The following is a 25423-nucleotide window of genomic DNA, read 5'->3' on the forward strand; positions in this document are numbered from 1 at the left end:
CAGTGCAATTCTCTCCTAAGCGATGGATGCGGGGGGTTTCCCTTGTGGCCACAATCGGCTTGCTGGCGGCCTGCCAACTTCCGAAATCCGGGCCAAACAAGACCGAAATTCTGGCTGGCGCAGTTCAGAATGGCGGCAACGCGTTTGTCGTCGAAGTCGATGATCGCGTGACACGCCTCACATCCGCCGTGCCTCAGTTTGGCTTTTCTTCCTCGTTCAGCAGCGCCCAGGCCTTGACCGCCGACACTGTACGGCCCGGAGACGTGCTGGGCCTGACCATATGGGAAAACGTGGACGACGGTTTGCTGTCCGGCGAAACCGGTACGGCAACCGCCCTGGATGAAGTTCAGGTCGACAGCGACGGTTTTATTTTTGTCCCTTATGCAGGTCGGATTCGGGCCGCAGGGAACACGCCGGAACAGCTTCGCGTTTTGATCACGAACAAGCTGCGTGAACAGACACCCGACCCACAGATCGAAGTGCGGCGTGTTGCTGGTGACGGATCCACCGTCTCGCTGACGGGAACTGTCGCATCTCCCGGCATCTATCCGATCGAACGCCCAACCCGTTCGCTGCTTGGCATGCTGTCTCAGGCGGGCGGGGTTTCTGTAGCGTCAGATATCGCGCTGGTGACTCTGATCCGAGGGGGTCAAAAGGGCACCGTCTGGTACGAAGACCTGTTCCGCAATCCAAAACTGGACGTCGCATTGCGTGGCGGAGACCGCATTTTGGTGGAAGAAGATAGCAGATCATACATCGCTCTAGGTGCCACAGGTGGCCAATCGCGCGTCGCCTTTGAAAGCCAGGATCTTTCTGCGCTGGAAGCATTGGCCCAGGTCGGTGGTTTACTGACGCTGTCCTCTGATCCAACCGGTATTTTCATTCTGCGAAAAGAACGCCAGGACGTCGCACGCAGTATCACCGGACGCGCCGATTTTAAGGGCGACCAGCGTATGATCTACCTGCTGAACCTGACGGCCCCCAACGGCCTGTTCATTGCGCGGGATTTCGTGATCCGCGACGATGATACGATTTATGTGACCGAAGCACCCTATGCACAGTGGAGCAAATCCATCTCGCTTATCGCTGGTGGCCTGACCCCCATCGCAAACGTTGCCACGCTGACCGGCAACTGATGCATGGTACCCGATCCGGACAGCGCAGCCGGGGCCAAGCGCACCCAGCTGTTTGTCTATAACGGTGGCTTCCTGACGCAGAAACGTCTCAGGCGTATTCTGACGCTTTCGGGCTATGACATTCGCCTGGGTTTTCCCAAGGATGGCGGCTGCGTAGGACTCTGGGGTAACAGCCCTACTGCGTATCGGGGTCTACGGGTCGCCGAAAAATACAATGCCCCGGTTCTGCTCGTCGAAGACGCCTTGCTCAGGTCCCTGCATCCGGGCCGTGCCGGTGAACCCCCGTTGGGCCTGTTGCTGGACCGTTCAGGCCCGCATTTTGATGCGGCCGAACCTTCGGACCTTGAGAAGTTGCTGAACGCTGATCCGCTGGACGACACCGCGCTGCTGAACCGCGCGCGTGCCGCGATCGAGCGGGTCAGGGAGCTGCACCTCAGCAAGTATTCAGCGTTTGACCCGGATATTGTCGCACCCGACCCCGGATATGTACTGGTCATCGATCAGACGGTTGGCGATGCTGCTGTCACGGCAAGTGTTGCCGATCGTGCCCGTTTTCTTGAAATGCTGGTGGTCGCACAGGAGGAGAATCCCGGCGCGCGCATTTTGATCAAGACACATCCAGAAACGCTGGCGGGTCATCGTCAGGGGCACTTTACCGATCAGGACCTGTCAGACCGGGTCACTCGGTTTGACAAGCCGATCAGCCCGTGGCCCCTGCTTGAGGGCGCAATCGCGGTCTATACCGTATCCTCGCAACTGGGCTTCGAAGCGATCCTGGCCGGTCACAAACCGCGCATTTTCGGCCAACCTTTCTACGCCAGTTGGGGCCTGACGCAGGATGAATTCCCAGTCCAACGCCGTCAGCGCAATCTGACCCGCGCGCAACTGTTCGCGGCCGCGATGCTGCTTTACCCGACTTGGTACGACCCTTACCGAGATCAGCTGTGCGAACTGGAAACGGTTCTGGACACGTTGGAGGCACAGACCCGCGCGTGGCGGCAGGACAGGCACGGTTGGACCGCCGCTGGCATGCGCTTGTGGAAACGAAGACACTTGCAGCAGATTTTCGGGCGACATGGCAAGTTGCGCTTTACGTCCACACAGCCTGTCGCCTCGGATCGCCCCCATATGGTCTGGGCCAGTCAGGCGCGCGAAAGCGAAGGGGCAGTTCGCGTGGAAGACGGATTCTTGCGTTCACGCGGATTGGGGGCCGCACTTGTTCCGCCTCTATCCTTGGTAACGGACGAAATCGGCATCTACTACGACCCCACAAAACCCAGCCAGTTGGAAAACCTGATCGGCGAGCGCGCAACATTGCGTCCGGATCAGGAATTACGCGCTGAAAGACTTGTTGAGAGATTGCTGGCCGATGGTTTGAGCAAGTATAACTCGGGCCAGCCAGCGCCTTCCCTGCCCGACGGGCATCGTATTCTTGTGCCCGGACAAGTTGAAGATGATGCCTCGATCCTGTTGGGCACCAACTCAGTGCGTAGCAATCTGGCACTGCTGCAAACCGCGCGCAAGGCCAACCCCAACGCGATCCTGATCTACAAACCGCACCCAGATGTCGAAGCCGGGTTGAGGGATGGCCAGATAGACGCAGAGTCTCTTGCGGACCTTGTCGTGACCCGGACTGACCCCGCCTCGCTGCTGACGCAGGTGGACGAGGTGTGGACGATGACATCGCTGTTGGGGTTCGAGGCATTGTTGCGCGGGGTGAAGGTCACGACCCTGGGCGCGCCCTTCTATGCGGGATGGGGCCTGACCACCGATCTGGATACCGTTCCCGTCAGGCGAGGTGCACGGCCGTCGCTGATGGGCTTGGTACACGCCACCTTGATTGACTATCCGCGCTATTTCGATCCGATCACCAGACAACCCTGCCCTGTCGAAGTGGCTGTTGAACGCTTGGCGCTGGGGTATTCGGCACCGTCTGGTCCGTTCAATCGTTTCCTGGCAAAGCTGCAGGGCGCGTTCGCGACGCACGCTCATCTTTGGCGTTGACGTTATTCCGACGCTCTGCGCCAACGGTGCAAAACATCCCCGCCGACCGCCTGCGTTTCGATCAAATCGAACCTCGGTGCGACCTCCAGCGTTTCCAGACCAAGTGTCCCGACCGCGGCCAGGCCTTCGGCTCCGATGGTCAAACCGGCAGTGAACCCGATCAGTTCGTCCACCAGATCCTCAGCCAGCAACGAGGCCGCAAGCGCAGCCCCACCTTCGCAGAAGACGCTGGTCAGACCGGCCTGACCCAGTTGCTGAAGCAGATCCAACGCATCGATATGGTGGTCCTTCAACGCGCAGGGGATCAGCTTGGCGCCCAGTCCTTCCCAGGCTTTCGCACGTTCGGCATCCGGATGATGCGCATGGCAAAGCCAAACAGGAATTTTCGATGCCGTGCGTGCCAGCTGACCCATCAGGGATATGTCCATATGGCGCGACACCACGACGCGTACAGGCTGATGTTCTACGCCAAGATCCCGTACGGTCAGCGATGGGTCGTCGGCGCGTGCCGTTCCGGCCCCGACCATCACCGCATCGTGACGTGCACGCATGGCATGGACCGCACGCCGTGCCTGCGGTCCGGTGATCCATTGGCTGTGCCCTGTCGAGGTCGCGATACGCCCGTCAAAACTGCTGGCCATCTTCAGCGTCACAAGAGGTCGGCCCTGTTCTGTTTTGAGGAAGAAACCCGCCAGATCCCGTTCTGCCTGTTCCGCAAGAAGGCCTGTAACGACCTCAATTCCCGCCTCACGCAACATGGTAAAACCCTGCCCAGCCACGCGCGGATCGCTGTCTTCGACAGCGGCCACAACACGGGATACACCTGCCGCAATCAAGGCCTCGGCGCAGGGCGGCGTTTTGCCGTGATGGGCACAGGGCTCCAGCGTTACATAGGCGGTCGCACCACGCGCACCCTGTCCGGCCTGTGCCAATGCTTCGGTCTCGGCATGAGGGCGGCCACCCGGTTGTGTCCAGCCCCGCCCAATGATCCGGTCATCACGAACGATGACACACCCCACGGCGGGGTTCGGCCAGCACGTCCCCTGACCGCGCCGCCCCAAAGACAGGGCAAGCGCCATAAATCGCTTATCTGCTTCGTTCACTCGTCAGTCGAAGGCTGCGGCGGGCGCAGTTCGTGGACGAACTCCTCGAAATCATCGGCCGCCTGGAAATTCTTGTACACACTCGCAAAGCGAACATAGGCGACAGTGTCGATCCGCGCCAGAGCTTCCATAACGATTTCACCGATCTTGTTGGACGGGATATCAGTGTCGCCCATGCTTTCCAGACGGCGCACGATGCCCGAGATCATCTGATCGATCCGTTCGGGATCAACGGGCCGTTTCTGCATCGAGATGCGGATCGAACGCTCCAGCTTGTCGCGATCGAAATCCTCGCGTTTACCATTGGTTTTTATGACAACCAGATCACGCAGCTGCACACGTTCGTAGGTCGTGAACCGTCCGCCACAGGCCGGGCAGAACCGGCGTCGGCGGATAGCCACGTGGTCCTCTGCCGGGCGTGAATCTTTCACCTGAGTGTCGATATTTCCGCAAAACGGGCAGCGCATCCGCCGTCTCCTCGTACCATGTTCGGCCTCTTTTTGTAAGCGCTGCGGCTTACTTATCCACAACTATAGGGCAGCCGCTAGGGTTTGGGTAGTCGGAAATTCAAACCGCTAAATAATGGGTCAGGCCAGATGCGCTGCAACCTTCCTTTGATGCGGCGCAGTACGGTGTTCAAACAGGTAAATCCCTTGCCATGTTCCAAGCACAGGCCGGCCCTGCGACACCGGGATCGTCAGCGAAACCGGCATGAGCGCCGCTTTGATATGCGCTGGCATATCATCCGGGCCTTCATACGTGTGCCTCAGGTAGGACATGGCGGGGTTGTCTGACCGAGGAACGAGCCGCTCAAAAAACGCCTGAAGATCAGTTTGAACCTCGGGGTCCGCGTTTTCCTGGATCAACAACGAGCAAGAGGTGTGGCGAACGAACAGAGTCAAAACCCCATCCTTCGCTACCCGTTCAAGCCATTGCAGCACATCAGACGTAAATTCGTACAGCCCCGGCCCTTGAGTGTGCAAAACGAATTCAGTCTGCATCGTTACAATCCCGCGCGCCAATCAATCGTTGAAGAACGGCCGATAGTTACACCGTGCATTCGCACCTTGTATAGATTCACTGTTACCGGGCTGAAACCCGAACGAAACAAAGCTGCTTGGTTGCACATCAACCGACTGAGGCTGCTTAATCGAAAACTGAACTGCTGTTCTGCGCCCGGTGGTGACACTGGGCCCGTATCCTCGCAACACATAAATCCGGTCCATCCAGCCCAACCCCAAGGTCCGGCGCGCATAGTCCGCGGCCGCGCACCAATAGCCTTCGACACGTTTGTCACCGCGCGGGATGACCTCAAAATCAGTGGCGTTGATGGGTTCTGTTCGAAATCCATTCGGCGCAGCATCTGCTGTCATGGGGATACTGAGGGTCAAGGCGGCCAGCGCGGCGAAGGTGCATAACTGTTTCATCGTTAATTCTTCCCTGATTGCTTGTTCCAAATAGGTTAGACGAACTTCATCGCGTGCACAGGGCACCTCACGATCAATTCAACCCGCTTCGTGCATTGCGTGATCCGGCGTGAGCCAGCCCTGATAGCGGATCAGCAGACCCAATCCAGGTGCCTCTGCTGACACGTCGAACCTGAACCGGCCCGTTGCATCCTGCCATTCCCGTGTATGCGAACGTGGCACCGCAAAAAAAGGTACCGGGATGCCCAATACTGTCAGGCGGAGGATCCTGATATACAGCGCGCCGTTCTGCCAGCTGGGCTTCAGCCAGATTGAAATCGCTCCGAAATCCTCGCGGACACTTGCCCGCGTGCTGTCATAGGTCAGACAGGAGGTTGTGCGATGGCCGGCGAAGTCGCGTTCCCAAATTACGGCCTGACCTTCTGAGCGTACCTTCACTGATACTGCGACGTCCTTTCCGTCCTGCGGAAATCCGGCCACGCGCGTTGCAAAAGCAACCAAGGCACCTGCGCCAAGCTCGATATCGCATCGACCTGAGTAGGATGCCTCGGAGCTGTGCAGCCGAAGGACCGCATCTGGCACGTCATCAACCGAACCCAGCGCCTGCAAAAACGGATCCCACGACATCAATATCCATCGCTCGCAAAACGTGCCTTCACATCAGGTCCCGGCACCAAACATGTCTTGGTTTTTCCGAACAATATATATCTGTTTCGCGCAATCAGGCTGTAAATCGGATCTTTGACTAAACCGGGCAGGAACCGGCACACCGAAAGCAGCGGCCACAAACCCGGCAATTGACGCATCGCGGCGGCAAACGCATCCAGATTTTGATAGACTGCGCCATTCACTATCACCAGATTTGTCTGAAAGTCGCATGTGGGCAGATCAAGGTCGCGATACAGTTTTTGTCCAAGGGGTGACTGCGCTGTCGCGAATTGGAAATTCCGTGACCGATCACGTTCAAGCATGAATCGGAAAAAGCCCGAACACAGAACGCATTCACCATCAAATACGATCAGGTTTCCAATGCGGGTATCTGTGTTTCCGGCCTTGTCTCGCATTCGCATCGCACAAGTGTCATCCTTCGAGTCAGGATGACAATTCCAGCGTCGCAGAACAATGCGACACTTGCGGAAGAAAAAGAGTGTGCCGGGGAGCCCTGAGCGGAGGCTGGTGATTTCTCCGAGGCTCTGACCTCATCCCCATAAAGGTCTCGACCCGGCAACGCTGCTGATTTGGGCAGCCAGGTGCCTCAGTTCATGTGCGTTCCGGTCAAAACCTTTCGAGAACTTGCCAACACATCGAACGCCGTTGCACAATCCCCCTAGCCAATAGCCAAAGTCAAAAACGGGATTTCTGTGATAGCCTGTTAGAGTATTTGAGAACGTAAGGTGTTGTTCCACGATGGATGTAGATATCGGCCGACTACATTTTTTGACCCGGGCGCTTGATCGCCTCACCGGCAATAGCGAAGTATCTCAGCGGGTAATGATGCAGACCGGGCTTCGACAGCAAGACATCGCGCCCCCTGCCGCAGTCTACAGTGCGCATAAAGAGGCCCTGTTCATCCGACACGCCTGTGACGCCGTTGGTGACATCACATTTGCGGCACGCACTGGGCTCGAGGTCACGTCGGCTTCGACCGTTACAGGGTATATCAGCAAATACTCACGCGATTTGAAGCAGGTGATGGAAAACCTGTCACGCTTTCACGGAATCATCGACCCGGCCATCGGGCTCAGCTTCCGTGTTGCCGGCAATTTCGCGGCGCTTGAGGCCGATTGGAAAGATGCCAGCTTTGCCCGCTATCATCGGCGCACGGAATTCCTGTTGTTCGCTTCGTTGGCAAGAATGAGGAACCTGACGCAGGTGAACTTGTACCCGATTGAGATGCGCTTTCAGCACAAAGTTGGAAACCACGTCAAAACCTACGAAAAGCTGGCAGGCTGTCCCGTGGTTTTCGGAGCTGAAAAGATCGAGATCATTCTGCCGTTATCTGCGCTGGATTTGCAGGTGCCGACCTATGATCCCAAGCTGCGGGCGCATTTGCTCGAATACGGTGAAAGACTGTTGGCCGAGAAGCCATCCCCCAAGAATATGACCCGTGCCCGTGTCGAAGGGCTGATCACCCGATCCCTGCCAGGCGCAATCCTGCAAGCCGAAGATGTAGCCGCTGATCTGGGCATGAGCCTCAGAACCTTCAGCCGACGCCTTAAGGATGAAGGCACCAGCTATCGCGATATTGTTGACGATCTAAGGTGTGATCTGGCCCAGACTTTCATCACAAATGGCATGACTCTGTCTGAAATCTCATACGCGCTGGGGTATGCTGATCAGGCTGCTTTTTCGACCGCCTTCAAACGGTGGACAGGTCAGCCGCCCAGCGCCTTCAAGACCCGTGTGGAACATCCCATTCGGACAGCTGGCCAGGGGTCATCGGTGTGAAAAACCTCGCCCCGGCCTGTCCCATGAGTGGACTGGACCGATATAGAAAGGCACACCGCCCGGACCTTGTGCGTTCTCGCCAATGTGATGTGAGAACCAGCCAATGTGAACAAAATGAAAAAAGGCGCCTCGGTCGAGGCGCCTAAAAGTTTACTGATCCAGGAACGAACGGAGTTTCCGTGAACGGCTGGGATGTTTCAGCTTCCGCAGCGCTTTCGCTTCGATTTGGCGGATACGTTCGCGGGTAACACTGAACTGTTGGCCGACCTCTTCCAGAGTGTGGTCGGTGTTCATGCCGATGCCGAAACGCATCCGCAGAACCCGTTCCTCGCGCGGGGTGAGCGAGGCAAGAACCCGGGTCGTGGTCTCCTTGAGGTTTTCCTGAATGGCACTGTCCAGCGGCAGCACGGCATTCTTGTCCTCAATGAAATCGCCAAGCTGGCTGTCTTCCTCGTCGCCAATGGGCGTTTCCAGCGAAATCGGCTCTTTGGCGATTTTCATCACCTTGCGAACCTTTTCCAACGGCATTTGCAGCTTTTCCGCCAGTTCTTCCGGCGTCGGTTCACGACCGATCTCGTGCAGCATCTGACGACCGGTCCGGACCAGCTTGTTGATCGTTTCGATCATATGAACCGGAATACGGATCGTGCGGGCCTGATCCGCGATCGAGCGGGTGATCGCCTGCCGGATCCACCAGGTCGCATAGGTCGAAAACTTGTAGCCACGGCGGTATTCGAACTTGTCCACGGCCTTCATCAGGCCAATGTTGCCTTCCTGAATAAGATCAAGGAATTGCAGGCCACGGTTCGTGTATTTTTTGGCAATCGAGATCACCAGACGCAGGTTGGCTTCGACCATTTCCTTCTTGGCCTGCCGCGCTTCTTTTTCGCCCTTCTGAACCTGCTGCACGATGCGGCGAAATTCAGAGATATCCAGACCGACATACTGACCAACCTGGGCCATGTCGTTGCGCAGTTCTTCAACCTTGGCGGTTGAGCGTTCGATGAACATCTGCCAACCCCGGCCCGGTTTTTCAGCCATCTCGGCCAGCCAGTTCGGATCAAGTTCCCGCCCGCGATAAGCGTCGATGAACTCACGGCGGTTAATGCGCGCCTGATCCGCCAGTTTCACCATCGAGCTGTCTAGCGACATGACGCGACGGTTGATCCCATAAAGCTGGTCAATCAATGCGTCGATACGGTTGTTGTGCAGGTGAAGACCATTCACCAGCTCGACTATCTCGGCCCGCAGCTTCTGATACGTCGCCTCGTCTTTTTCGCTGAAAGTGCCGTCTTCGTTCAGCGTGGCCGAAATCCGGCTGTCCTGCATTTCAGACAGCATCGAGAAGTCGGTCGAGATGCGCTCCAAGGTTGTCAGAACCTGATCCTTCAGCGCCGCTTCCATCGCGGCCAGCGACATGTTGGCCTGATCGTCGTCATCGTCATCGTCGTCGTTGTTCAGCGGGTTGCCATCGGCATCCAGCTCAGGGCCGCTATCCTTGGCCGGCTTGTTCGCCTGCACCGCCGACGTATCAACGACCGGCTCATCAACGTCACCGTCTTCGTCCAACTGGTTGCCGAACGTGGTTTCCAAATCAATGACATCCCGCAGAAGAATGTCTTCGGACAGCAATTCGTCGTGCCAGATTGTGATCGCCTGGAAGGTCAGCGGGCTTTCACACAGGCCGGCAATCATCGTGTTGCGACCGGCTTCGATCCGCTTGGCGATTGCGATCTCGCCCTCGCGGCTCAGCAATTCAACCGAACCCATCTCACGCAGATACATGCGGACGGGGTCGTCCGTGCGGTCCAGCTTTTCTGCGCCTGCACCAGCCAGTGCAACCTCGCGGTTGCTTTCCGCGGCAACCAGTTCGGTCGAGCCTTTGTTCTCTTCTTCTTCGGCCTCTTCATCTTCGATGATGTTGATGCCCATCTCGGACAGCATCGACATAACGTCTTCGATCTGTTCCGAGCTGACCTGATCAGGCGGCAGGACCTGATTGAGCTGGTCGTAGGTGATGTAACCTTTCTCGCGAGCCTCGGCGATCATCTTCTTGACGTTGGCCTGGCTCATGTCCAGCGAGATTTCCTGTTCCTGCTCGTCGGATTTGCGGTCTTCGTTCGTATCCTTGGCGGCCATTCAATGCTCCTGCAGGGATGGGTGATTCGTCTCAGCCGAATCATTAGCGCGTATAAGTGATTCGGCCACCCGTTTACCCGTTTTTCTTTTCCAGTGCCTTACGAAAACACCACTTATCGGCGTTTCCGCTCGAATTTGATACCTGACATGATCGCCGCAAACGCGTCTTTCTCGTCACGATTGATTCGCGCGCCGTTGTCGGCGACGTCGAATACGGCCCGGTCTTCGTTCTGGCTGCGGCTTGTTCGGTTACGCTCTTCGGCGGCTTGCGCCAGCCGATATGTCAGCGCCTCATCAGCCAGATCAGACAGTTCTTCTGCAGCTTCGGCAATCTCGGCATCCAACCCCCGGAGCGCTTTGATTTTCGCGAGTTCCTCGGCCAGTGTCATTTCGGCCTTTTCTACGTCGCCTGGCTTGAACACACAGGGGATAACTGCCACATGGCGAAGCGTCAGCAGGTTTTCAAGGGCGTCAGGTCCCATTGATGCGATAATGTGGTCTTTCAGGTTGTCCGGATCATCAATCGCATGACGCAGAACAGCATCGCGCAATGCTGCGTGGTCAGGATCGTGACACTCCATTTCTTCCAACTGTTGCTCAAATTGAACAACTACCTTGGGATTCAGGATTGAGATCGCCAGAATAGCGGCTTCGCGCAGATGGATGTCCGCGTTTTCCGAAGAGGCCAGAAACGAACTGCGCGCGCCCGGCGTCGCTTTTTGCGGCGGCTGCCATTTGCCGCGCGGTTGCCACTGACGATTTTGCGGTTGTCGTTGTGGGCGGAACAGTTGCCAGCGCAGATCTTTGATTTCCTGCCCGTAATGCGAACGGATCGACGGGTCCCGGATAAGCTTGATCTTGTCGCGCAAGGATTTATCCAAAGCCGCCTTGCGCTCGGGGCTGTCGAAAACCTTGCCTTCGGTCTCGCGCTGCCACAGCAGCTTGACCATCGGAATGGCACCATCCAGCACAGCCTTTACGGCCTCTGCCCCTTCGGCGCGCAAAAGATCGTCCGGGTCCTTACCTTCAGGCATCAAAGCAAAACGCAGGGATTTTCCGGCCTCCAGCAGAGGCAGCGCCAGATCAACCGCCCGCATGGCCGCTCGCAGACCTGCTGCATCCCCGTCCAGCGCTATGATCGGCTCATCTGCGATCCGCCAGAGCAGTTGCAACTGGTGTTCCGTAATGGCCGTTCCTAACGGTGCAACCGACGCGCCAAAGCCCGCCTCGGCCAGCGCGATCACGTCCATATACCCTTCGGCCACGATCAACGGCTGCCCTTTGCCCGCCGCCTGCCGCGCTGGACCTTGATTGTAAAGGCTGCGCCCCTTGTCGAACAACTCGGTCTCGGGTGAGTTCAGGTATTTCGCGTTGTCATTCGGGTCCATCGCGCGGCCACCGAATGCAATGCAGCGCCCACGCGGATCACGGATCGGGTACATGATCCGATTGCGGAAGGTGTCGTAGGGTTTTTTGCCCTTGTTTGAAGGCTTGGCCAGCCCGGCGCCAAGGATCAACTCCTCTTCGATGCTCTTGCCGCGCAGGTGATCCCAAAGCGCCTGCCAACCGTCCGGCGCAAACCCGATCTCCCACCGATCCAGCGCCCTTTGATCCAGACCCCGGCGCGACAGGTAATCCCGTGCCTCTGCCCCCGCCGCTGTTTTGAGCTGCAAGCGGAAGAACTGCGCGGCGTGCTCCATCACATCGGCAAGCTGACTGCGGCGGTCCTGCTTTTCCTGCGCCTTGGGATCGCGCGCAGGCATCGGCATCCCGGCCTCGCGGGCCAATATTTCAACGGCTTCGATGAACGAGACATTCTCAGTCTCTTTCACGAAGCTGATCGCGTCGCCCTTGGCGTGACAGCCGAAGCAGTAATAAAACCCCTTTTGGTCGTCGACATGGAATGAGGCTGTCTTTTCGTGATGAAACGGGCAAGGCGCCCACATGTCACCCTTGCCTTGATTGGATTTGCGCTGATCCCACATAACCTTGCGCCCGACGACCTGAGACAGGCTCAGGCGGGTGCGTAGTTCATCCAGAAATCCGGGGGGCAGTGACATGGGTCAAATCTGACAGAAACGGGAACGCGCGCCAAGGGTATGACGCGCGTTTGTCCACAGGGAAATGATGGTGCTGTGGATTATTGCTGCAAACACAGCTCAAGCCACGCGGCACCCAGATCCTTTTTGCGCACGTCGCGCATCTTTTGTTCGTAGACCCACGGTGTGATCAGCGGGATCGCGGCGTTATAGTTCTCAGGCCATGATGGGCCACTATCTGCAACGGCTTGTGCTACATCACGTTCTTTCACGCGATCCAGCCGGGCCTTTTGTATCGCGGCTACGACATCAGCCTGATACTTGCAGCTTTCTTCCTTTGTTTCCTGTGCGGCCAAAGGGGTGGCCAGCAGAGCCGCGACAATGGCTATACGCAACATGGGGGTCTCCGGGATTCGTTTCTCTGAGTGTCTACTATCCGTCAAACTAACGGGCCACCATCGACATTCAAGCCGCAGAACGTTCAGGCGGGGCGAAATGATCATCCCGCCTGTTTGATTCAGAGCCCCTTGGCGCGATAGCTTTTGGCCACGCGGTCGATCGCGACGATATAGGCCGCAGTACGCAGGTCTTCGACATCGTCACGGCTGTGCCACACCTCACGCATCGACTGGTAGGCAATACGCATGGTGTCATCGAGGCCTGAGCGCACCAGTTCAAGCTCATCAGCACCCTTGAGGTACTTGGCCTTGAAGTCTGGCGACATCGACCACGCATCACCCAGATAACGGTCCAGCCGCTCCAGCTCGCTGACAATCAGTTCATGCCGCGCCTCTTCCTGGCGACGCTGCATCCGACCGAAACGAATGTGGCTAAGGTTCTTGACCCATTCGAAATAAGATACCGTCACACCGCCCGCGTTGGCATACATATCCGGGATGATGATGGTGCCTTTCTTGCGAAGAACCTCATCCGCGCCAGCAGTGACCGGGCCATTCGCGGCCTCTATGATCAAAGGCGCTTTGATCCGATCAGCGTTGGACAGGTTGATGACAGCTTCTAGGGCTGCCGGGATCAGGATATCGCACTCAGCCTCCAGAACGCTTGCGCCTTCTGCTGAATGTGTCGCGTCCGGGTAATCCTTGACCCCACCATGCTTGACGATCCACTGCCGAACGGCTTCGACATCGATACCGTCCGGGTTGTACAACGCCCCGTCCCACTCGATGATACCGACAACGCGCGAGCCGTCTTCCTCGCTCAGGAACTTTGCCGCGTGGTAGCCCACGTTGCCGAGCCCCTGCACCACGACGCGCTTTCCATCCAGCTTTCCCGACAGGCCAGCCTTCTGGATGTCTTCAGGGTGACGAAAAAACTCGCGCAGAGCATATTGTATGCCACGACCGGTCGCCTCGACCCGCCCCGCGATGCCACCTGCGTTCAATGGCTTACCGGTCACACAGGCACGCGCATTGATATCGGTGGTGTTCATCCGCGCGTATTGGTCGGCCATCCAGGCCATTTCGCGTTCGCCCGTGCCCATGTCGGGCGCCGGAACGTTTTGCGACGGGTTGATCAGATCGCGCTTGGCAAGCTCATAGGCAAAGCGTCGCGTGATCTGTTCCAGCTCGTGCTCTTCGTATTTCCGCGGATCGATGCAAAGCCCACCTTTCGAACCGCCGAACGGTGTTTCGACAAGAGCACATTTGTAGGTCATCAGCGCAGCCAGAGCTTCGACCTCATCCTGGTTCACCGCGGTAGCGTAGCGAATGCCGCCTTTGACCGGCTCCATATGTTCGGAATGGACAGACCTGTACCCGGTGAAGGTGTGGATCTCGCCGCGCAGGCGCACACCAAACCGAACGGTGTAGGTCGCGTTACAAACCCGGATTTTCTGCTCCAGCCCCGGCGGCAGTTCCATCAGGGCTGCCGCCCTGTTGAACATCAGGTCAACACTTTCGCGAAAGCTTGGTTCTTGGATGCCGGTCATAAAATCCTCCGTACCGCTGGATGACGAAACGTCATGACGTTTTGTCGCACCACTCAACGCTGGCTGCAATCAAACAATGCACTTTTTTTCATCACCTTCTTAATAGCAACTTAAGCACCTGATAGTGAGTCGCCCAATCCGGTCAATCGCTTAACGGATTGTCTTCATTTCATCGACAGACCGGGGGGAATCGCGAAAATTATACCCCTTGAGTGCGCAAAAAGGCCGAAACCAAGCCTTTTTCGCCCAATTCACGCCACGTTTGAAAACTAAATTTAACCCAAATTTCCTTTCTTTGACGCACGACTTCCATGTGCGAGGCGGAGTCATAAATATGATAATTTTCTCGCTTCAGAACGACGGCTCGAAGCCGACGCGCAAGATTTCCTGGTTGCGGCGGTTTGCCAAAAAAGAAGACGGCACTTTTACAATCTTCACCCTGCTCATTTTAATCCTGATGCTGGCCATCACCGGTATGGCGATGGATCTGATGACGTATGAACGTGACCGCGCCAGCCTGCAATCCACGCTGGACCGCGCGGTTCTTGCTGCCGCTGACCTTGACCAGAAGCTGCCGCCCAAGGATGTTGTCGACGCCTATATGGAAAAGGCCGGGTTGGGCCATCTTGAGAAAACTGTGACAGTCACCGAAGGGTTTGGGTCAAGAAAAGTTGCCGCGACCGCCAATGCTGTTGTTCCGACGCGTTTCATGAGGTTCGGAAAAGTTACCGAACTGAACATGAAAGCGGCAAGCACAGCAATAGAGTCCATCGGTTCTGTCGAAATCTCGCTGGTTCTGGACATGTCGGGGTCCATGACAAGGTCTTCCGCCACCGCCGGAAAATCGAAGATCGAAGTGTTGAGGAGCGCGGCGAAAGGTTTTGTCACCAAAATGCTTGAGGAATCGGGCGAAACGAAGATTTCGATGTCGATTGTTCCCTATGCTACCCAAGTCAATGGCGGGCAGGACATCCTGGGTAAATTCACTAACGTGACCTCAGAGCACAACTATTCCCATTGCGTGAACTTTACCTCGGGGCAATTCGGGTCTGTAACCCTTGATCCCACTACCTTTTATCAGCGCACCGGACATTTCGATCCATGGCGTTACACGCGAGCAACTGTAAACGGCCGGACGACTGATGGCGAACCTCCTGCCTACCTTGTTTGCCCCGTTCGCGCTGGCAGTGAGATTACAGCCGTCACAGACAACGTCCAATATCTGCACAATCGTATCGATGCCCTGACCGCAAGCGGCAACACATCCATTGATGTGGGCATGAAATGGGGCGTAGGTATGCTGGATCCGTCATTCAAGCCCGTGGTCAGCGCCTTGGCCACCGAAAACAAGGTGCCTACCAAATTTGCCAATCGCCCGGAATCTTATGACTCGGACGTGCTTAAAGTCGTGATCGTAATGACTGACGGGCAAAACACCACGCAGTACATGTTGGACCCGTCGGTTCGCAGTGGGCAGACTGACGTCTGGTTCAATCCAGAATTTGAACGCGCAGACGGCAGTAAAGGTGAGTACAGTATTCGCTACTACCACGACCCGCAGGGGAACAATCCGGACCGGTGGGTTTGGATGCAGCACACCGAAGAAAACGGCAACTACGTGACCGCAGAACATCCTTTCGGCAATCCACCGAACGAAAACCCAACAAATGAAGAAGTTGGAACTGCCACACGTCTTTCGTATCCAGAACTGTTCAATCGGGCTTCGCTGTGGTGGAATGCCAAGAACAACTTCTATTGGCAAAACAACCACGAGAATACCTGGTACTACAACCTAAGGAAGTCAGTGGGATCGTCCACAAAGAACGCGCGCACGGCCAGTATCTGTGGCGCCGCCAAGGACAAGGGCGTCATCATCTACGGCATCGCTTTCGAAGCCCCGACCAGCGGCTTGAACACCATCAAGTCCTGCGCAAGCTCGGACAGCCATGTACACAACGTAAAAGGATTGGATCTAGACGAAGCGTTTACTGCGATTGCTTCTTCCATCCGCAAACTGAGGTTGACCCAATGATCCGCAAATCGCTGTCAATTCTCCGTGCATTCAAGCGATCTGAGACCGGGAACGCGACGATCGAGTTTGTCATGATCATTCCGTTTTTCCTGGCATTTCTTGGTATTGGTGGGGAGATGTCAATCATCACCACCAAGCACGCCGCGCTGGAACGTGGTGTTGATCTGGTCGTGCGGGACATTCGTCTGGGCACAGGCACCAACTGGAGCCATGATGTTATCAAGGACCGGATATGCGACGTTTCCGGCATCAAAGATTGTAAAACCAACCTGCGGCTGCAAATGCTTCGTCAGAATGCATTCAATGGCATCGTTCTTTCGGATGAAATCCCCTGCACCGACAGTTCGGAAGACCCCAAGCCAGTGCTGGATTTCAAAAGCGGGGCATCCAATGAGCTGATGATTTTGCGCGCCTGCCTGCGTATCGATCCTGTTCTGGAAAGCTCGATCATCGCAAACACAGTGGTCGACGAAAGCGGCCACTATGCTGTGACCGCAACGACCGCATTCGTGCAGGAGCCACGGTAAAGCTATGTCTGTATTCAGAAACGTGAAAAACCGCATCAAGGCCTTCAAGCAGGACGAAAGTGGCATTCTGACCGTCGAGGCCATCATGATCTTCCCACTGTTGCTGTGGACGATTACGTTTACATTCACCGCCTTTGAGGGATTTCGCCAAAGCGCGTCAAATCTGAAGGCAGCCTATACGGTCAGCGACCTGATCTCACGTGAATCGGCCGCTGTGACGGATGTCTATATCGACTCGCTTCACGAACTTATGGGCGAAATGATCAACAACCGGTCTGAAGTCCGCATTCGCGTCTCGCTGGTCCGTTTTGACGAAAGCGACAACCGCCATTATGTAGAGTGGTCAACCGTTCGAGGCTATGACACAGAATGGAACGACAACAACATCCAGGAAATCGAAACCCGCCTTCCGCCAATGCCGGATCAGGACACGGTCATTCTGGTGGAAACGTCCAACGAGTATATTCCTCAGTTCAAACCTGGTTGGGATCTGGCCACCGGTATCACCTTTGAAAACTTCATCTTCACCCGCCCCCGCTTTTCCACCAAGGTCGCCTGCAACCTAGTGCGGCCTCCGGTCGTCTGCGTGGATAATAGCGCTTAAGATCTCTGACATGAACTTGGCCTCGGCGGCAGACGTCATGCCGCCTACGCCGACACGGTGACCAATCCGCCACCACAATCCGGGGGCCCATTGTTTTGTTGCTTTGTGCTTTGTACGAACCAGAAAGCCGTTTGACGGTTTGAATGCGAACGCACCGCGATCCACCGATTCAATATCGTCCACTTTTGCGATCACCTGGCCTGACCCAGTACGCAAATCCGACTGCGTCAATTCAATATGGTCCTGGGTCGCCTGCCAAACGCGGTAGGCCAGCCAAAGCGACGCGCCACCAACGGCAAACAGAAACACTTGCCACTCCGGTTCTGGCGGCGATGCCAAAGCAACGTATGTAACCAGCGCCCCGACCGTCGACAGCATCCCTACTCCGACCCACCGTCTGGGGGATGATGCCTGAATCGTTGCCAGCACTTCGTCCTGCATGGATGTCTCCTGTTCGTTCAACTTCGGCTTAGCGACTTTCCATCGGAAACAACAGGGCTTTGGTCACGCAGCAAATTTGCACAGGTCCGGTTAGTTCACGCAAATTGACCGCATTCACGCATAGGTTACATGCTGATCAAACGAACCGGAGGCCAACATGTCCCTTAGACCTACATTGGAAACACGCAGGGCCACCCCGACAATGGAAGGGGCTGGCGTGAAACTTCACCGCGCATTCGGGTTTCAGGACCCGTCAGAACTTGATCCTTTTCTGCTGTTCGATGACTTCAGAAATGAACGGCCTCAGGACTATCAGGCCGGTTTTCCCTGGCATCCGCATCGCGGGATCGAGACGATCACCTATGTTCTGGCCGGATCGGTCGAGCATTCGGATTCGCTGGGCAACACCGGCACTCTGGGCGCCGGTGACGTACAATGGATGACGGCGGGGTCCGGTATCCTGCATCAGGAGATGCCCCAGGGAAACACCTCGGGGCAGATGCACGGGTTTCAACTTTGGGGCAACCTGCCTTCGGATCAGAAGATGACTGCCCCGCGCTATCAGGATGTTCAAAGCAAGGACATCCCCGAAGTCACTGATGACGACGGCACGACCGTTCGGGTGATTGTCGGCGATTTCTGGGGCAAGACCGGCCCCGTGGATGGCATCGCGGCAGATCCACAATATCTGGACATCTCGGTCCCCGCAGGTTTGAAAAAGACCTTCCGCATTGACACTTACCGTCGTGCCTTTGCATATGTGTTTCAAGGTCAGGCAGCCTTTGCAGATGCATCACAACCGTCCGGTGTGCTGCTGGAGAAAGAGATCGCCGGGCAAGAGATGAATATCCGGGATATGTCGGGCGACCGCACGCTTGTCCGTTTCGGGACGGGGGACGAAATCACCGTTCAGGCTGGCCCCGAAGGCGTGCGGTTTCTGCTAATCTCGGGGGCTCCGATCAATGAACCCGTCGCCTGGCATGGCCCGATCGTGATGAACACGCGGGCCGAACTTGAACAAGCCTTTCGGGACCTGCGCAACGGGACCTTCATTCGCCCTGCGCACTGACACTGTGACGGTCTGGCCGTGTCAGGCCGTCACCGCCTTATGCACCATGTTCCAATAGATCTGTTCAACCTCGTCCAGTGACAGCCGCCCTCCGGACCTGTACCAGGTCATCACACCGTTCAACATGGCAATCACCGCCAGCGTGGCGATCTTGGTGTCCGGTATTGCAAACTGACCAGCCTGTTGGCCAGAGTGAAGGATGTCTTCCAACGCGTTTTCGTACTGACGCCGAAGGTCTTCGATTTCGGCGAAGTTTTCGGGTGAGAGGTTGCGCAGTTCCATATAGGCGATGAACACCTCGTCAGGGCGTTGCAAATGGAAACGAATGTGAAAGCCAACAAATCGGCGCAACGCTTGCTGACAGTCATCGCAGCGCTCCAGCGCGTTGAGCGCTGAAAGCAGCTCCTGCATATGTTCCCGCATTAACCGATACAGCAAACTCTGCTTGTCCGGCGTGTAATTGTACAACGCCCCCGCTTGAACGCCGACCTCTTTCGCGATCTGTCGCATCGAGACCGCTGCATAGCCGTGGCGGGCAAACAGGTTCAGGGCCGCCTTTCGGATGCGCGGGCCTGTAATATCAGAGTGGGAGCCTTGAGTACGTGCCATGCGCCCACAGTATCTGAACAAATGTTCATATAGAACCCCGCTTGATCGACGTCAGTAAAAGGTGCATCACGAAAGGACGAGCGAAACCGAAAAGCGTGCCACATGAAACTGCTGCCTGTTCTGCCTATTATTCTTGTGTTTGCGGGGTGTTCAGACTTTCCCGAACTTGAAGGAAGTGAATCGACCTCGGTCAAATCGGCCCCCTACCCGCGTCTTGTCCCGTTGCAGGAAACTTTGGGGCCTTCTATTGACCCCATCAGCCAGGCCGCAGAGGTGGAAGAAGACCTGACGCAGCGCAGCGAGGCGCTGGCTAAAAAGGCCCAGGCGCTGCAAAACGCGCAAACCAACTAAAGCGCGACATTTCATGCCTACAATCCCCCGGTGACGGATTGCACCCTTGGCCTGAACCCGATAAGGCAGCGCTGATCGGGCGGGTGTCCGAATTCAGATAAGTTTCGAGCGAAAAGGAACCCACGAAATGACACAGGCACTGCGGCTGGGAATTGCGGGCTTGGGAACTGTCGGCGTGGGTGTCGTCAAGATTGTCCGCCGCCATGCAGAGTTGCTGAAGACACGCACGGGCCGATCGATTGAAATCGTGGCCGTATCTGCGCGGGATCCAAACAAAAACCGTGGCGTGAACCTGTCAGATTATGCGTGGGAAACCGACCCGGTTGCACTGGCAAAACGCGACGATATCGATGTCTATGTCGAACTGATGGGCGGCGAAAACGGCCCTGCCAAAGCCTCGGTCGAAGCCGCGCTGGCCAGCGGTAAAGATGTCGTGACCGCCAACAAGGCGTTGCTGGCTATCCACGGGCAGGGACTGGCCGAACAGGCCGAAGCCGCAGGTCGCGTCATCCGGTTTGAGGCCGCAGTCGCGGGCGGTATCCCCGTAATCAAATCCCTGACCGAAGGGCTGGCCGGAAACGAGATCACGCGTGTGATGGGCGTGATGAACGGCACCTGCAACTACATTTTGACCCGGATGCAATCGCAGCGCCAGGGCTATAACGCCCTGTTCGACGAATGCGCCGAACTTGGGTATCTTGAGGCCGACCCCAATCTGGATGTCGGTGGCATCGACGCCGCGCACAAACTGGCTTTGCTGGCCTCGATTGCTTTTGGCACCAAGCCGAATTTCGACGGGATCGAAATCGAAGGCATTCAGCAAATCAGCCTCGACGATATCGACCAGGCAGAGGATATGGGCTTCCGCATCAAGCTGCTGGGCGTGGCACAGCGCACTGCGCGCGGGCTGGAGCAGCGCATGCAGCCTTGCCTTGTGCCCAGCGACTCGCCGTTGGGTCAATTGGAAGGCGGCACCAACATGGTGGTGATCGAAGGCGACGCGGTGGAACAGGTTGTTCTGCGCGGCCCCGGTGCAGGCGAAGGCCCGACCGCCAGCGCCGTAATGGGCGACGTCTGCGATCTGGCACGAGGGTTGCAAATCCCGACCTTTGGTCGACCGGCCAATTCGCTGGAAACCGCAGCCCCCGCTGTCACCGGTCTGCCGGCGCCTTATTATCTGCGGCTGGGCCTGTTGGACAAACCCGGTGCTCTGGCCAAGGTTGCAGCCATTCTGGGCGATGCGGGTGTCTCGATTGACCGGATGCGCCAGTATGCCCATGCCGAAAGCACAGCGCCTGTGTTGATCGTTACCCACAAAACCACCCGCGCCGCGCTGGACGTCGCGCTGGACCGGTTCCGGGAAACGGATGTGGTAGCTGGCGACCCCGTCGCTTTGCGGATTGAAGAGGTTTGAACTTGCGGCCTGCATGAAACGCAAGCTATGCCGATAGAAACGGCTTTAATGACCAGAGGATACTGAACAATGAGTGCTGCCAAAACCGATTTCAACGACCGCCTGCTGTCTCTGGGGCTGGCAAGGGTGGCAGAACAGGCTGCGCTGGCCTCGGCTTTTCTGGTTGGGCGTGGTGACGAGAAAGCCGCCGACCAGGCCGCCGTAAACGCGATGCGCGAACAGCTGAACATGTTGGACATTGCTGGCGTCGTGGTGATCGGTGAAGGTGAACGCGACGAAGCTCCGATGCTTTATATCGGCGAAGAAGTCGGCACCGGAAACGGCCCCGGCGTGGACATCGCACTGGACCCGCTGGAAGGCACAACGCTGACCGCCAAGGATATGCCCAACGCACTGACCGTGATTGCAATGGGTCCTCGCGGTTCCATGCTGCACGCGCCGGACGTTTACATGGACAAGCTGGCCGTTGGTCCAGGCCTGCCCGAGGGTGTCGTCAATCTGGACATGTCTCCGCGTGAACGCGTTGAGGCACTGGCCAAGGCCAAAGGCTGCAAACCGGCCGACATCACCGTCTGTATTCTGGAACGTCCCCGTCACGAGGCGATGATCGCCGAAGTACGCGAAACCGGAGCCTCGATCCGCCTGATCACCGATGGTGACGTGGCGGGCGTCATGCATTGCGCTGAAAGCGAAGTGACCGGCATCGACATGTATATGGGCCAGGGTGGCGCGCCCGAGGGGGTGTTGGCTGCTGCTGCGCTGAAATGCATGGGCGGTCAGATCTTTGGTCGCCTGTTGTTCCGCAATGATGACGAACGGGGCCGTGCTGCCAAGGCCGGCATCACTGATCTGGACCGGGTATATTCGCGCGATGAGATGGTGACTGCGGATGTGATCTTTGCCGCTACAGGCGTAACCGGCGGCTCTCTGTTGCCGCGCATCAAGCGCGAGCCGGGTTGGGTGGAAACCACGACGCTGCTGATGCGGTCAAAGACCGGGTCCGTGCGCCGCATGTCGTATCGTACTCCCACTTGGCCGCACGACAACGCTTAACGGCTTGCGCCGTTGCCTTCGGCCTGCATAACTTGAAGAAACGAAAAGGCCGGGTCCGCGAGGGTCCGGCCTTGGCACATAAGAGGCATGGATGAATTTTCTTGGGGTTGAGCAATCATTGACAGGTCGGCGCTGGGTTGGCCCGGGAGCCGAGGTGGAACGGGCTGCCGAGATGATGGCGCAACAGACCGACCTGCCTCGTGCGGTATGTCAGGTTCTGGCCCGTCGTGGCGTGCCGGTCATGGAGGCGCGCGGCTTCCTGGATCCAAAACTCAAGGAACTGCTGCCCGATCCTCGCGACATGAAAGACATGGAAGCGGCGGCGACACGCTTCCTGGACACCGTGCGTCGTCGCGAGAAGATCGCGGTGTTCGCAGATTACGATGTTGACGGCGGCAGTTCTGCCGCGCTGCTGCTGGTTTGGCTCCGGCAGATGGGATTGCAGGCGACGCTTTATGTGCCAGATCGGATTGATGAGGGATATGGTCCCAATGCCCCGGCAATGCGAGAGCTGGCAGCCAGCCACGATCTGATCATTTGCGTCGATTGCGGCACCCTCAGCCATGAGCCGATTGCCGCAGCCAAGGGTGCGGATGTAATTGTGCTGGATCATCACCTCGGCGGCGAAACCCTGCCGGACTGCGTTGCCGTCGTGAATCCCAACCGGCAGGATGAAAGCGGTGATCTGAGCTATTTCTGCGCGGCGGGTGTCGTGTTTCTGATGTTGGTCGAAGCTGGGCGCCAATTGCGCGAGGCGGGCGCAAAGGGGCCTGACCTGATGTCGATGCTGGACCTGGTGGCCCTGGCAACCGTGGCTGACGTCGCGCCTCTGATCAGTGCCAATCGCGCCCTTGTTCGACAAGGCCTGAAAGTGATGGCGCAAAGGCAACGCCCCGGACTTGTCGCATTGTCCGATGTCTCACGCATGGATACGGCGCCTAACAGCTATCACCTGGGTTTTCTGCTTGGTCCCCGCGTTAACGCGGGCGGTCGCATCGGACAGGCCGATCTGGGTGCCCGCCTGCTGAGCACGGATTCCCTGCCCGAGGCACAGGCCCTGTCCGAACGGCTGGACACGTTGAACACAGAACGCCGGGACATTGAAAATGACGTACGCGCGGCCGCAATGGAACAAGCCGAAGGCCGCGGTCTCGACGCGCCACTGGTCTGGGCAGCCGGTGAAGGCTGGCACCCCGGTGTGGTGGGCATCGTGGCGTCTCGATTGAAAGAAACCGCCAACCGTCCGGCCATTGTGATCGGTTTTGACGGTGATGAGGGCAAAGGCTCGGGCCGCTCGGTCTCGGGTGTGGATTTAGGGGCGTCGATCCAGCGGCTCGCGGCTGAAGGGTTGCTGGTCAAGGGTGGCGGCCACAAGATGGCCGCTGGACTTACCGTCATGCGCGACAAACTGGAACCTGCCATGGAACGCCTCAGTGAATTGCTGGCTAAACAAGGCGCAGGTCAGGGCGGCCCGGCGGATATGAAGCTGGACGGTGCCCTTATGCCGGGTGCGGCGACAGTGGAACTGGTCGAACAGATCGAACAGGCCGGACCGTTTGGTGCCGGAGCCCCCGCCCCGCGATACGCGCTTCCGGATCTCCAGGTGCGTTTTGCCAAACGTGTGGGGGAAACGCATCTGAAGCTGTCGTTGTCCGATGGCATGGGCGGCGGGCTGGATGCGATTGCCTTTGGTGCCTTTGACGGTCCGATGGGCGAGAAACTGTCAAATCATGGTGGCGCACGCTTTCATTTTGCAGGCCGACTTGAGGTGAACACCTGGGGTGGGCGCCAATCCGTGCAACTCAGGCTCGAGGACGCGGCAGAGGCAAGTTGACGTCTCGCCCAGATGGGCCAAAAAACTTTCAACTCCCTGCGTTTTTCGGCTTGCGGGGGTCACAGTGAAACCGTAAAAGGCCCTCCACAAGCCAGCGTGGCCCGTTCGTCTATCGGTTAGGACGCCAGGTTTTCAACCTGGAAAGAGGGGTTCGATTCCCCTACGGGCTACCACTTGTGCTTGCGTCACTCTCATGTGGCCCGTTCGTCTATCGGTTAGGACGCCAGGTTTTCAACCTGGAAAGAGGGGTTCGATTCCCCTACGGGCTACCATTTCCCCGCATCTTCAGCCTTTGCTTTCTGATCTGACAATTGGCCTTTTCTGACGCGTGGTTGATGTCACGCCGCATCAGATCCACCTACTTTCGCAACCTGTACGTCAATGCCCCAGCGGTCAAAGGACTTGGCCATCGCCCCTTTCGGTGCCGCATCTGTCACAATCGCGTGCACCAGACGCGGATCTGGCCCGACATAAGGGGCCATATTGCCAAATTTGAAATGCGCGGCAGCCATGACAACGTGATCCGCCTGACCAGCCACGACCATGGCAAGATCTGCCTCTGCCGGGCTGTGATACAGAAACCCCCTGCTGTCCGAGATCGCATCCGTGCTGAGGATCGCAAGATCAAACGCATATCGTTGCAATTGCCTCTGGGCGACGTGGCCAAACGTGCCCCTCTCATCACTTTGCAGCTCTCCGCCCAGCAGATGCACACGGTTTCCATTGATCCCCGCCAAGGTCTGCACAACACCGATAGAATTGCTTACAACCGTCAGGCGGTTGGCCCGGCGCAATTCCTCGGCGACAAAGGCGGTGGTCGAGCCGACATCCAGAAAAACCGTCATCTGATCCCGGGCCATTTTGGCCGTATGAGCAGCGATAAGACGCTTTTCGTCGGCATGCTGCGAAATTCGGCGAAAGAAACCGGGATCACCTTGCGCCCCGGCAAGGTAGGCACCGCCATGAACGCGCTCGATCGTGCCCGCCTTGGACAGGGACTTGATCGTACGTCGCACCGTTTCTTCGGACACACCCAGCACATTCACTAAATCAGAGTTTCGCGCTGCCCCGCCCAGACGCCGCAATGCGTCAAGCAATTCCAGTTCACGATGGGTGTTTGGGGCTTTTTTCTTCACTGTCAGCTCCGAATATTCGGTTTCGCATCATAAGGGCATGGATCGTCGCACACGACAAGCCGGTGACACGACTGTGCTGCGAGGTATTTCCAGCCTTCGGGGATCGCCG

At 57.4% G+C, this 25423-nt stretch carries 24 protein-coding genes and 2 tRNA genes; 13 read left to right on the top strand and 13 right to left on the bottom strand.

The genetic code is table 11. The annotated features are described in order from the left end of the window. Positions 1–26: 26 nt before the first annotated feature. A complete protein-coding gene (locus tag D1823_RS07970) occupies positions 27–1136 on the top strand; it encodes a polysaccharide biosynthesis/export family protein (protein ID WP_205511946.1) in 1110 nt (369 codons plus the stop codon). 3 nt (positions 1137–1139) lie between these two features. Beyond that, complete coding sequence (locus D1823_RS07975; protein WP_117869414.1) at positions 1140–3140, top strand: capsular polysaccharide biosynthesis protein; 2001 nt, start codon at positions 1140–1142, stop codon at positions 3138–3140. A gap of 2 nt (positions 3141–3142) precedes the next feature. On the opposite strand, the gene ribD is transcribed toward D1823_RS07975, so the two are convergent. The 6 genes from ribD to D1823_RS08005 all read right to left on the bottom strand — a co-directional run bounded on the left by ribD (position 3143) and on the right by D1823_RS08005 (position 6734). Continuing rightward, a complete protein-coding gene (gene ribD / locus D1823_RS07980) occupies positions 3143–4243 on the bottom strand; it encodes a bifunctional diaminohydroxyphosphoribosylaminopyrimidine deaminase/5-amino-6-(5-phosphoribosylamino)uracil reductase RibD (protein WP_256369671.1) in 1101 nt (366 codons plus the stop codon). Continuing rightward, complete coding sequence (gene nrdR, locus D1823_RS07985) at positions 4240–4710, bottom strand: transcriptional regulator NrdR (protein ID WP_117869416.1); 471 nt, start codon at positions 4708–4710, stop codon at positions 4240–4242. The genes ribD and nrdR overlap by 4 nt, the downstream gene beginning before the upstream one ends. Before the next feature lie 120 nt (positions 4711–4830). Further along, the gene (locus tag D1823_RS07990; protein WP_117872795.1) at positions 4831–5244 is read right to left on the bottom strand and encodes a secondary thiamine-phosphate synthase enzyme YjbQ; all 414 of its coding nucleotides are present in this window, start codon (positions 5242–5244) and stop codon (positions 4831–4833) included. A gap of 21 nt (positions 5245–5265) precedes the next feature. After that, the gene (locus D1823_RS07995; protein WP_117869417.1) at positions 5266–5670 is read right to left on the bottom strand and encodes a hypothetical protein; all 405 of its coding nucleotides are present in this window, start codon (positions 5668–5670) and stop codon (positions 5266–5268) included. 78 nt (positions 5671–5748) lie between these two features. Next, on the bottom strand, positions 5749–6297 hold the full coding sequence (locus D1823_RS08000) for a DUF4166 domain-containing protein (RefSeq protein ID WP_117869418.1): 549 nt from the start codon (positions 6295–6297) through the stop codon (positions 5749–5751). Then, entirely contained in the window at positions 6297–6734 is a 438-nt protein-coding gene (locus D1823_RS08005) for a thiol-disulfide oxidoreductase DCC family protein (RefSeq protein WP_117869419.1), read from the bottom strand. Before D1823_RS08005 ends, D1823_RS08000 begins: the two co-directional genes overlap by 1 nt. Positions 6735–7077: 343 nt before the next feature. Between D1823_RS08005 and D1823_RS08010 the strand changes: the two genes are divergently transcribed. Next, positions 7078–8118, top strand: coding sequence for an AraC family transcriptional regulator (locus D1823_RS08010; protein ID WP_117869420.1), 1041 nt, complete (start codon positions 7078–7080; stop codon positions 8116–8118). A gap of 150 nt (positions 8119–8268) precedes the next feature. Here the strand turns inward: D1823_RS08010 and rpoD are convergent, their stop codons facing one another. The 4 genes from rpoD to D1823_RS08030 all read right to left on the bottom strand — a co-directional run bounded on the left by rpoD (position 8269) and on the right by D1823_RS08030 (position 14244). Further along, positions 8269–10257 (bottom strand): RNA polymerase sigma factor RpoD, encoded by a 1989-nt coding sequence (gene rpoD, locus D1823_RS08015; protein ID WP_117869421.1) that lies wholly within the window; start codon positions 10255–10257, stop codon positions 8269–8271. A gap of 113 nt (positions 10258–10370) precedes the next feature. Next, complete coding sequence (gene dnaG / locus D1823_RS08020; RefSeq protein WP_117869422.1) at positions 10371–12317, bottom strand: DNA primase; 1947 nt, start codon at positions 12315–12317, stop codon at positions 10371–10373. 80 nt (positions 12318–12397) lie between these two features. Beyond that, positions 12398–12694, bottom strand: coding sequence for a hypothetical protein (locus D1823_RS08025; RefSeq protein WP_117869423.1), 297 nt, complete (start codon positions 12692–12694; stop codon positions 12398–12400). A 119-nt stretch (positions 12695–12813) separates the two neighbouring features. Then, a complete protein-coding gene (locus D1823_RS08030) occupies positions 12814–14244 on the bottom strand; it encodes a Glu/Leu/Phe/Val dehydrogenase (protein WP_117869424.1) in 1431 nt (476 codons plus the stop codon). Positions 14245–14578: 334 nt separating this feature from the next. Between D1823_RS08030 and D1823_RS08035 the strand changes: the two genes are divergently transcribed. Genes D1823_RS08035 through D1823_RS08045 form a run of 3 tightly spaced genes read left to right on the top strand, consistent with a single transcriptional unit; the run spans position 14579 to position 17407 of the window. Beyond that, the gene (locus tag D1823_RS08035) at positions 14579–16276 is read left to right on the top strand and encodes a Tad domain-containing protein (RefSeq protein WP_117869425.1); all 1698 of its coding nucleotides are present in this window, start codon (positions 14579–14581) and stop codon (positions 16274–16276) included. Continuing rightward, a complete protein-coding gene (locus D1823_RS08040) occupies positions 16273–16803 on the top strand; it encodes a TadE/TadG family type IV pilus assembly protein (RefSeq protein ID WP_117869426.1) in 531 nt (176 codons plus the stop codon). Before D1823_RS08035 ends, D1823_RS08040 begins: the two co-directional genes overlap by 4 nt. Before the next feature lie 4 nt (positions 16804–16807). Beyond that, the gene (locus D1823_RS08045) at positions 16808–17407 is read left to right on the top strand and encodes a TadE/TadG family type IV pilus assembly protein (RefSeq protein WP_117869427.1); all 600 of its coding nucleotides are present in this window, start codon (positions 16808–16810) and stop codon (positions 17405–17407) included. Here the strand turns inward: D1823_RS08045 and D1823_RS08050 are convergent. Further along, entirely contained in the window at positions 17366–17848 is a 483-nt protein-coding gene (locus tag D1823_RS08050) for a hypothetical protein (RefSeq protein WP_117869428.1), read from the bottom strand. The two genes, D1823_RS08045 and D1823_RS08050, sit on opposite strands and share 42 nt — an antisense overlap. 157 nt (positions 17849–18005) lie before the next feature. Here D1823_RS08050 and D1823_RS08055 point away from each other — a divergent pair, with 157 nt between their 5' ends. Continuing rightward, entirely contained in the window at positions 18006–18917 is a 912-nt protein-coding gene (locus D1823_RS08055; protein ID WP_117869429.1) for a pirin family protein, read from the top strand. A gap of 21 nt (positions 18918–18938) precedes the next feature. On the opposite strand, the gene D1823_RS08060 is transcribed toward D1823_RS08055, so the two are convergent. After that, positions 18939–19526 (bottom strand): TetR/AcrR family transcriptional regulator, encoded by a 588-nt coding sequence (locus D1823_RS08060; RefSeq protein WP_117869430.1) that lies wholly within the window; start codon positions 19524–19526, stop codon positions 18939–18941. A 102-nt stretch (positions 19527–19628) separates the two neighbouring features. On the opposite strand from D1823_RS08060, the gene D1823_RS08065 reads away from it, so the two are divergent. The 6 genes from D1823_RS08065 (at position 19629) to D1823_RS08090 (ending at position 24450) form a co-directional block, all read left to right on the top strand. Further along, complete coding sequence (locus D1823_RS08065) at positions 19629–19877, top strand: hypothetical protein (RefSeq protein ID WP_117869431.1); 249 nt, start codon at positions 19629–19631, stop codon at positions 19875–19877. Positions 19878–20004: 127 nt separating this feature from the next. Further along, a complete protein-coding gene (locus D1823_RS08070) occupies positions 20005–21291 on the top strand; it encodes a homoserine dehydrogenase (protein ID WP_117869432.1) in 1287 nt (428 codons plus the stop codon). Positions 21292–21360: 69 nt separating this feature from the next. Then, positions 21361–22344, top strand: coding sequence for a class II fructose-bisphosphatase (gene glpX / locus D1823_RS08075; RefSeq protein ID WP_117869433.1), 984 nt, complete (start codon positions 21361–21363; stop codon positions 22342–22344). 91 nt (positions 22345–22435) lie between these two features. Then, positions 22436–24178, top strand: coding sequence for a single-stranded-DNA-specific exonuclease RecJ (recJ, locus tag D1823_RS08080; protein ID WP_117869434.1), 1743 nt, complete (start codon positions 22436–22438; stop codon positions 24176–24178). Positions 24179–24276: 98 nt separating this feature from the next. After that, a tRNA-Glu gene (locus tag D1823_RS08085) sits at positions 24277–24351 on the top strand. Between the two features lie 24 nt (positions 24352–24375). After that, positions 24376–24450, top strand: a tRNA-Glu gene (locus D1823_RS08090). Between the two features lie 66 nt (positions 24451–24516). Here the strand turns inward: D1823_RS08090 and D1823_RS08095 are convergent. Further along, complete coding sequence (locus D1823_RS08095) at positions 24517–25314, bottom strand: DeoR/GlpR family DNA-binding transcription regulator (RefSeq protein ID WP_117869435.1); 798 nt, start codon at positions 25312–25314, stop codon at positions 24517–24519. Between the last annotated feature and the right edge of the window lie 109 nt (positions 25315–25423).

The sequence above is a fragment of the Ruegeria sp. AD91A genome (assembly GCF_003443535.1).
Classification (GTDB): Bacteria; Pseudomonadota; Alphaproteobacteria; order Rhodobacterales; family Rhodobacteraceae; genus Ruegeria.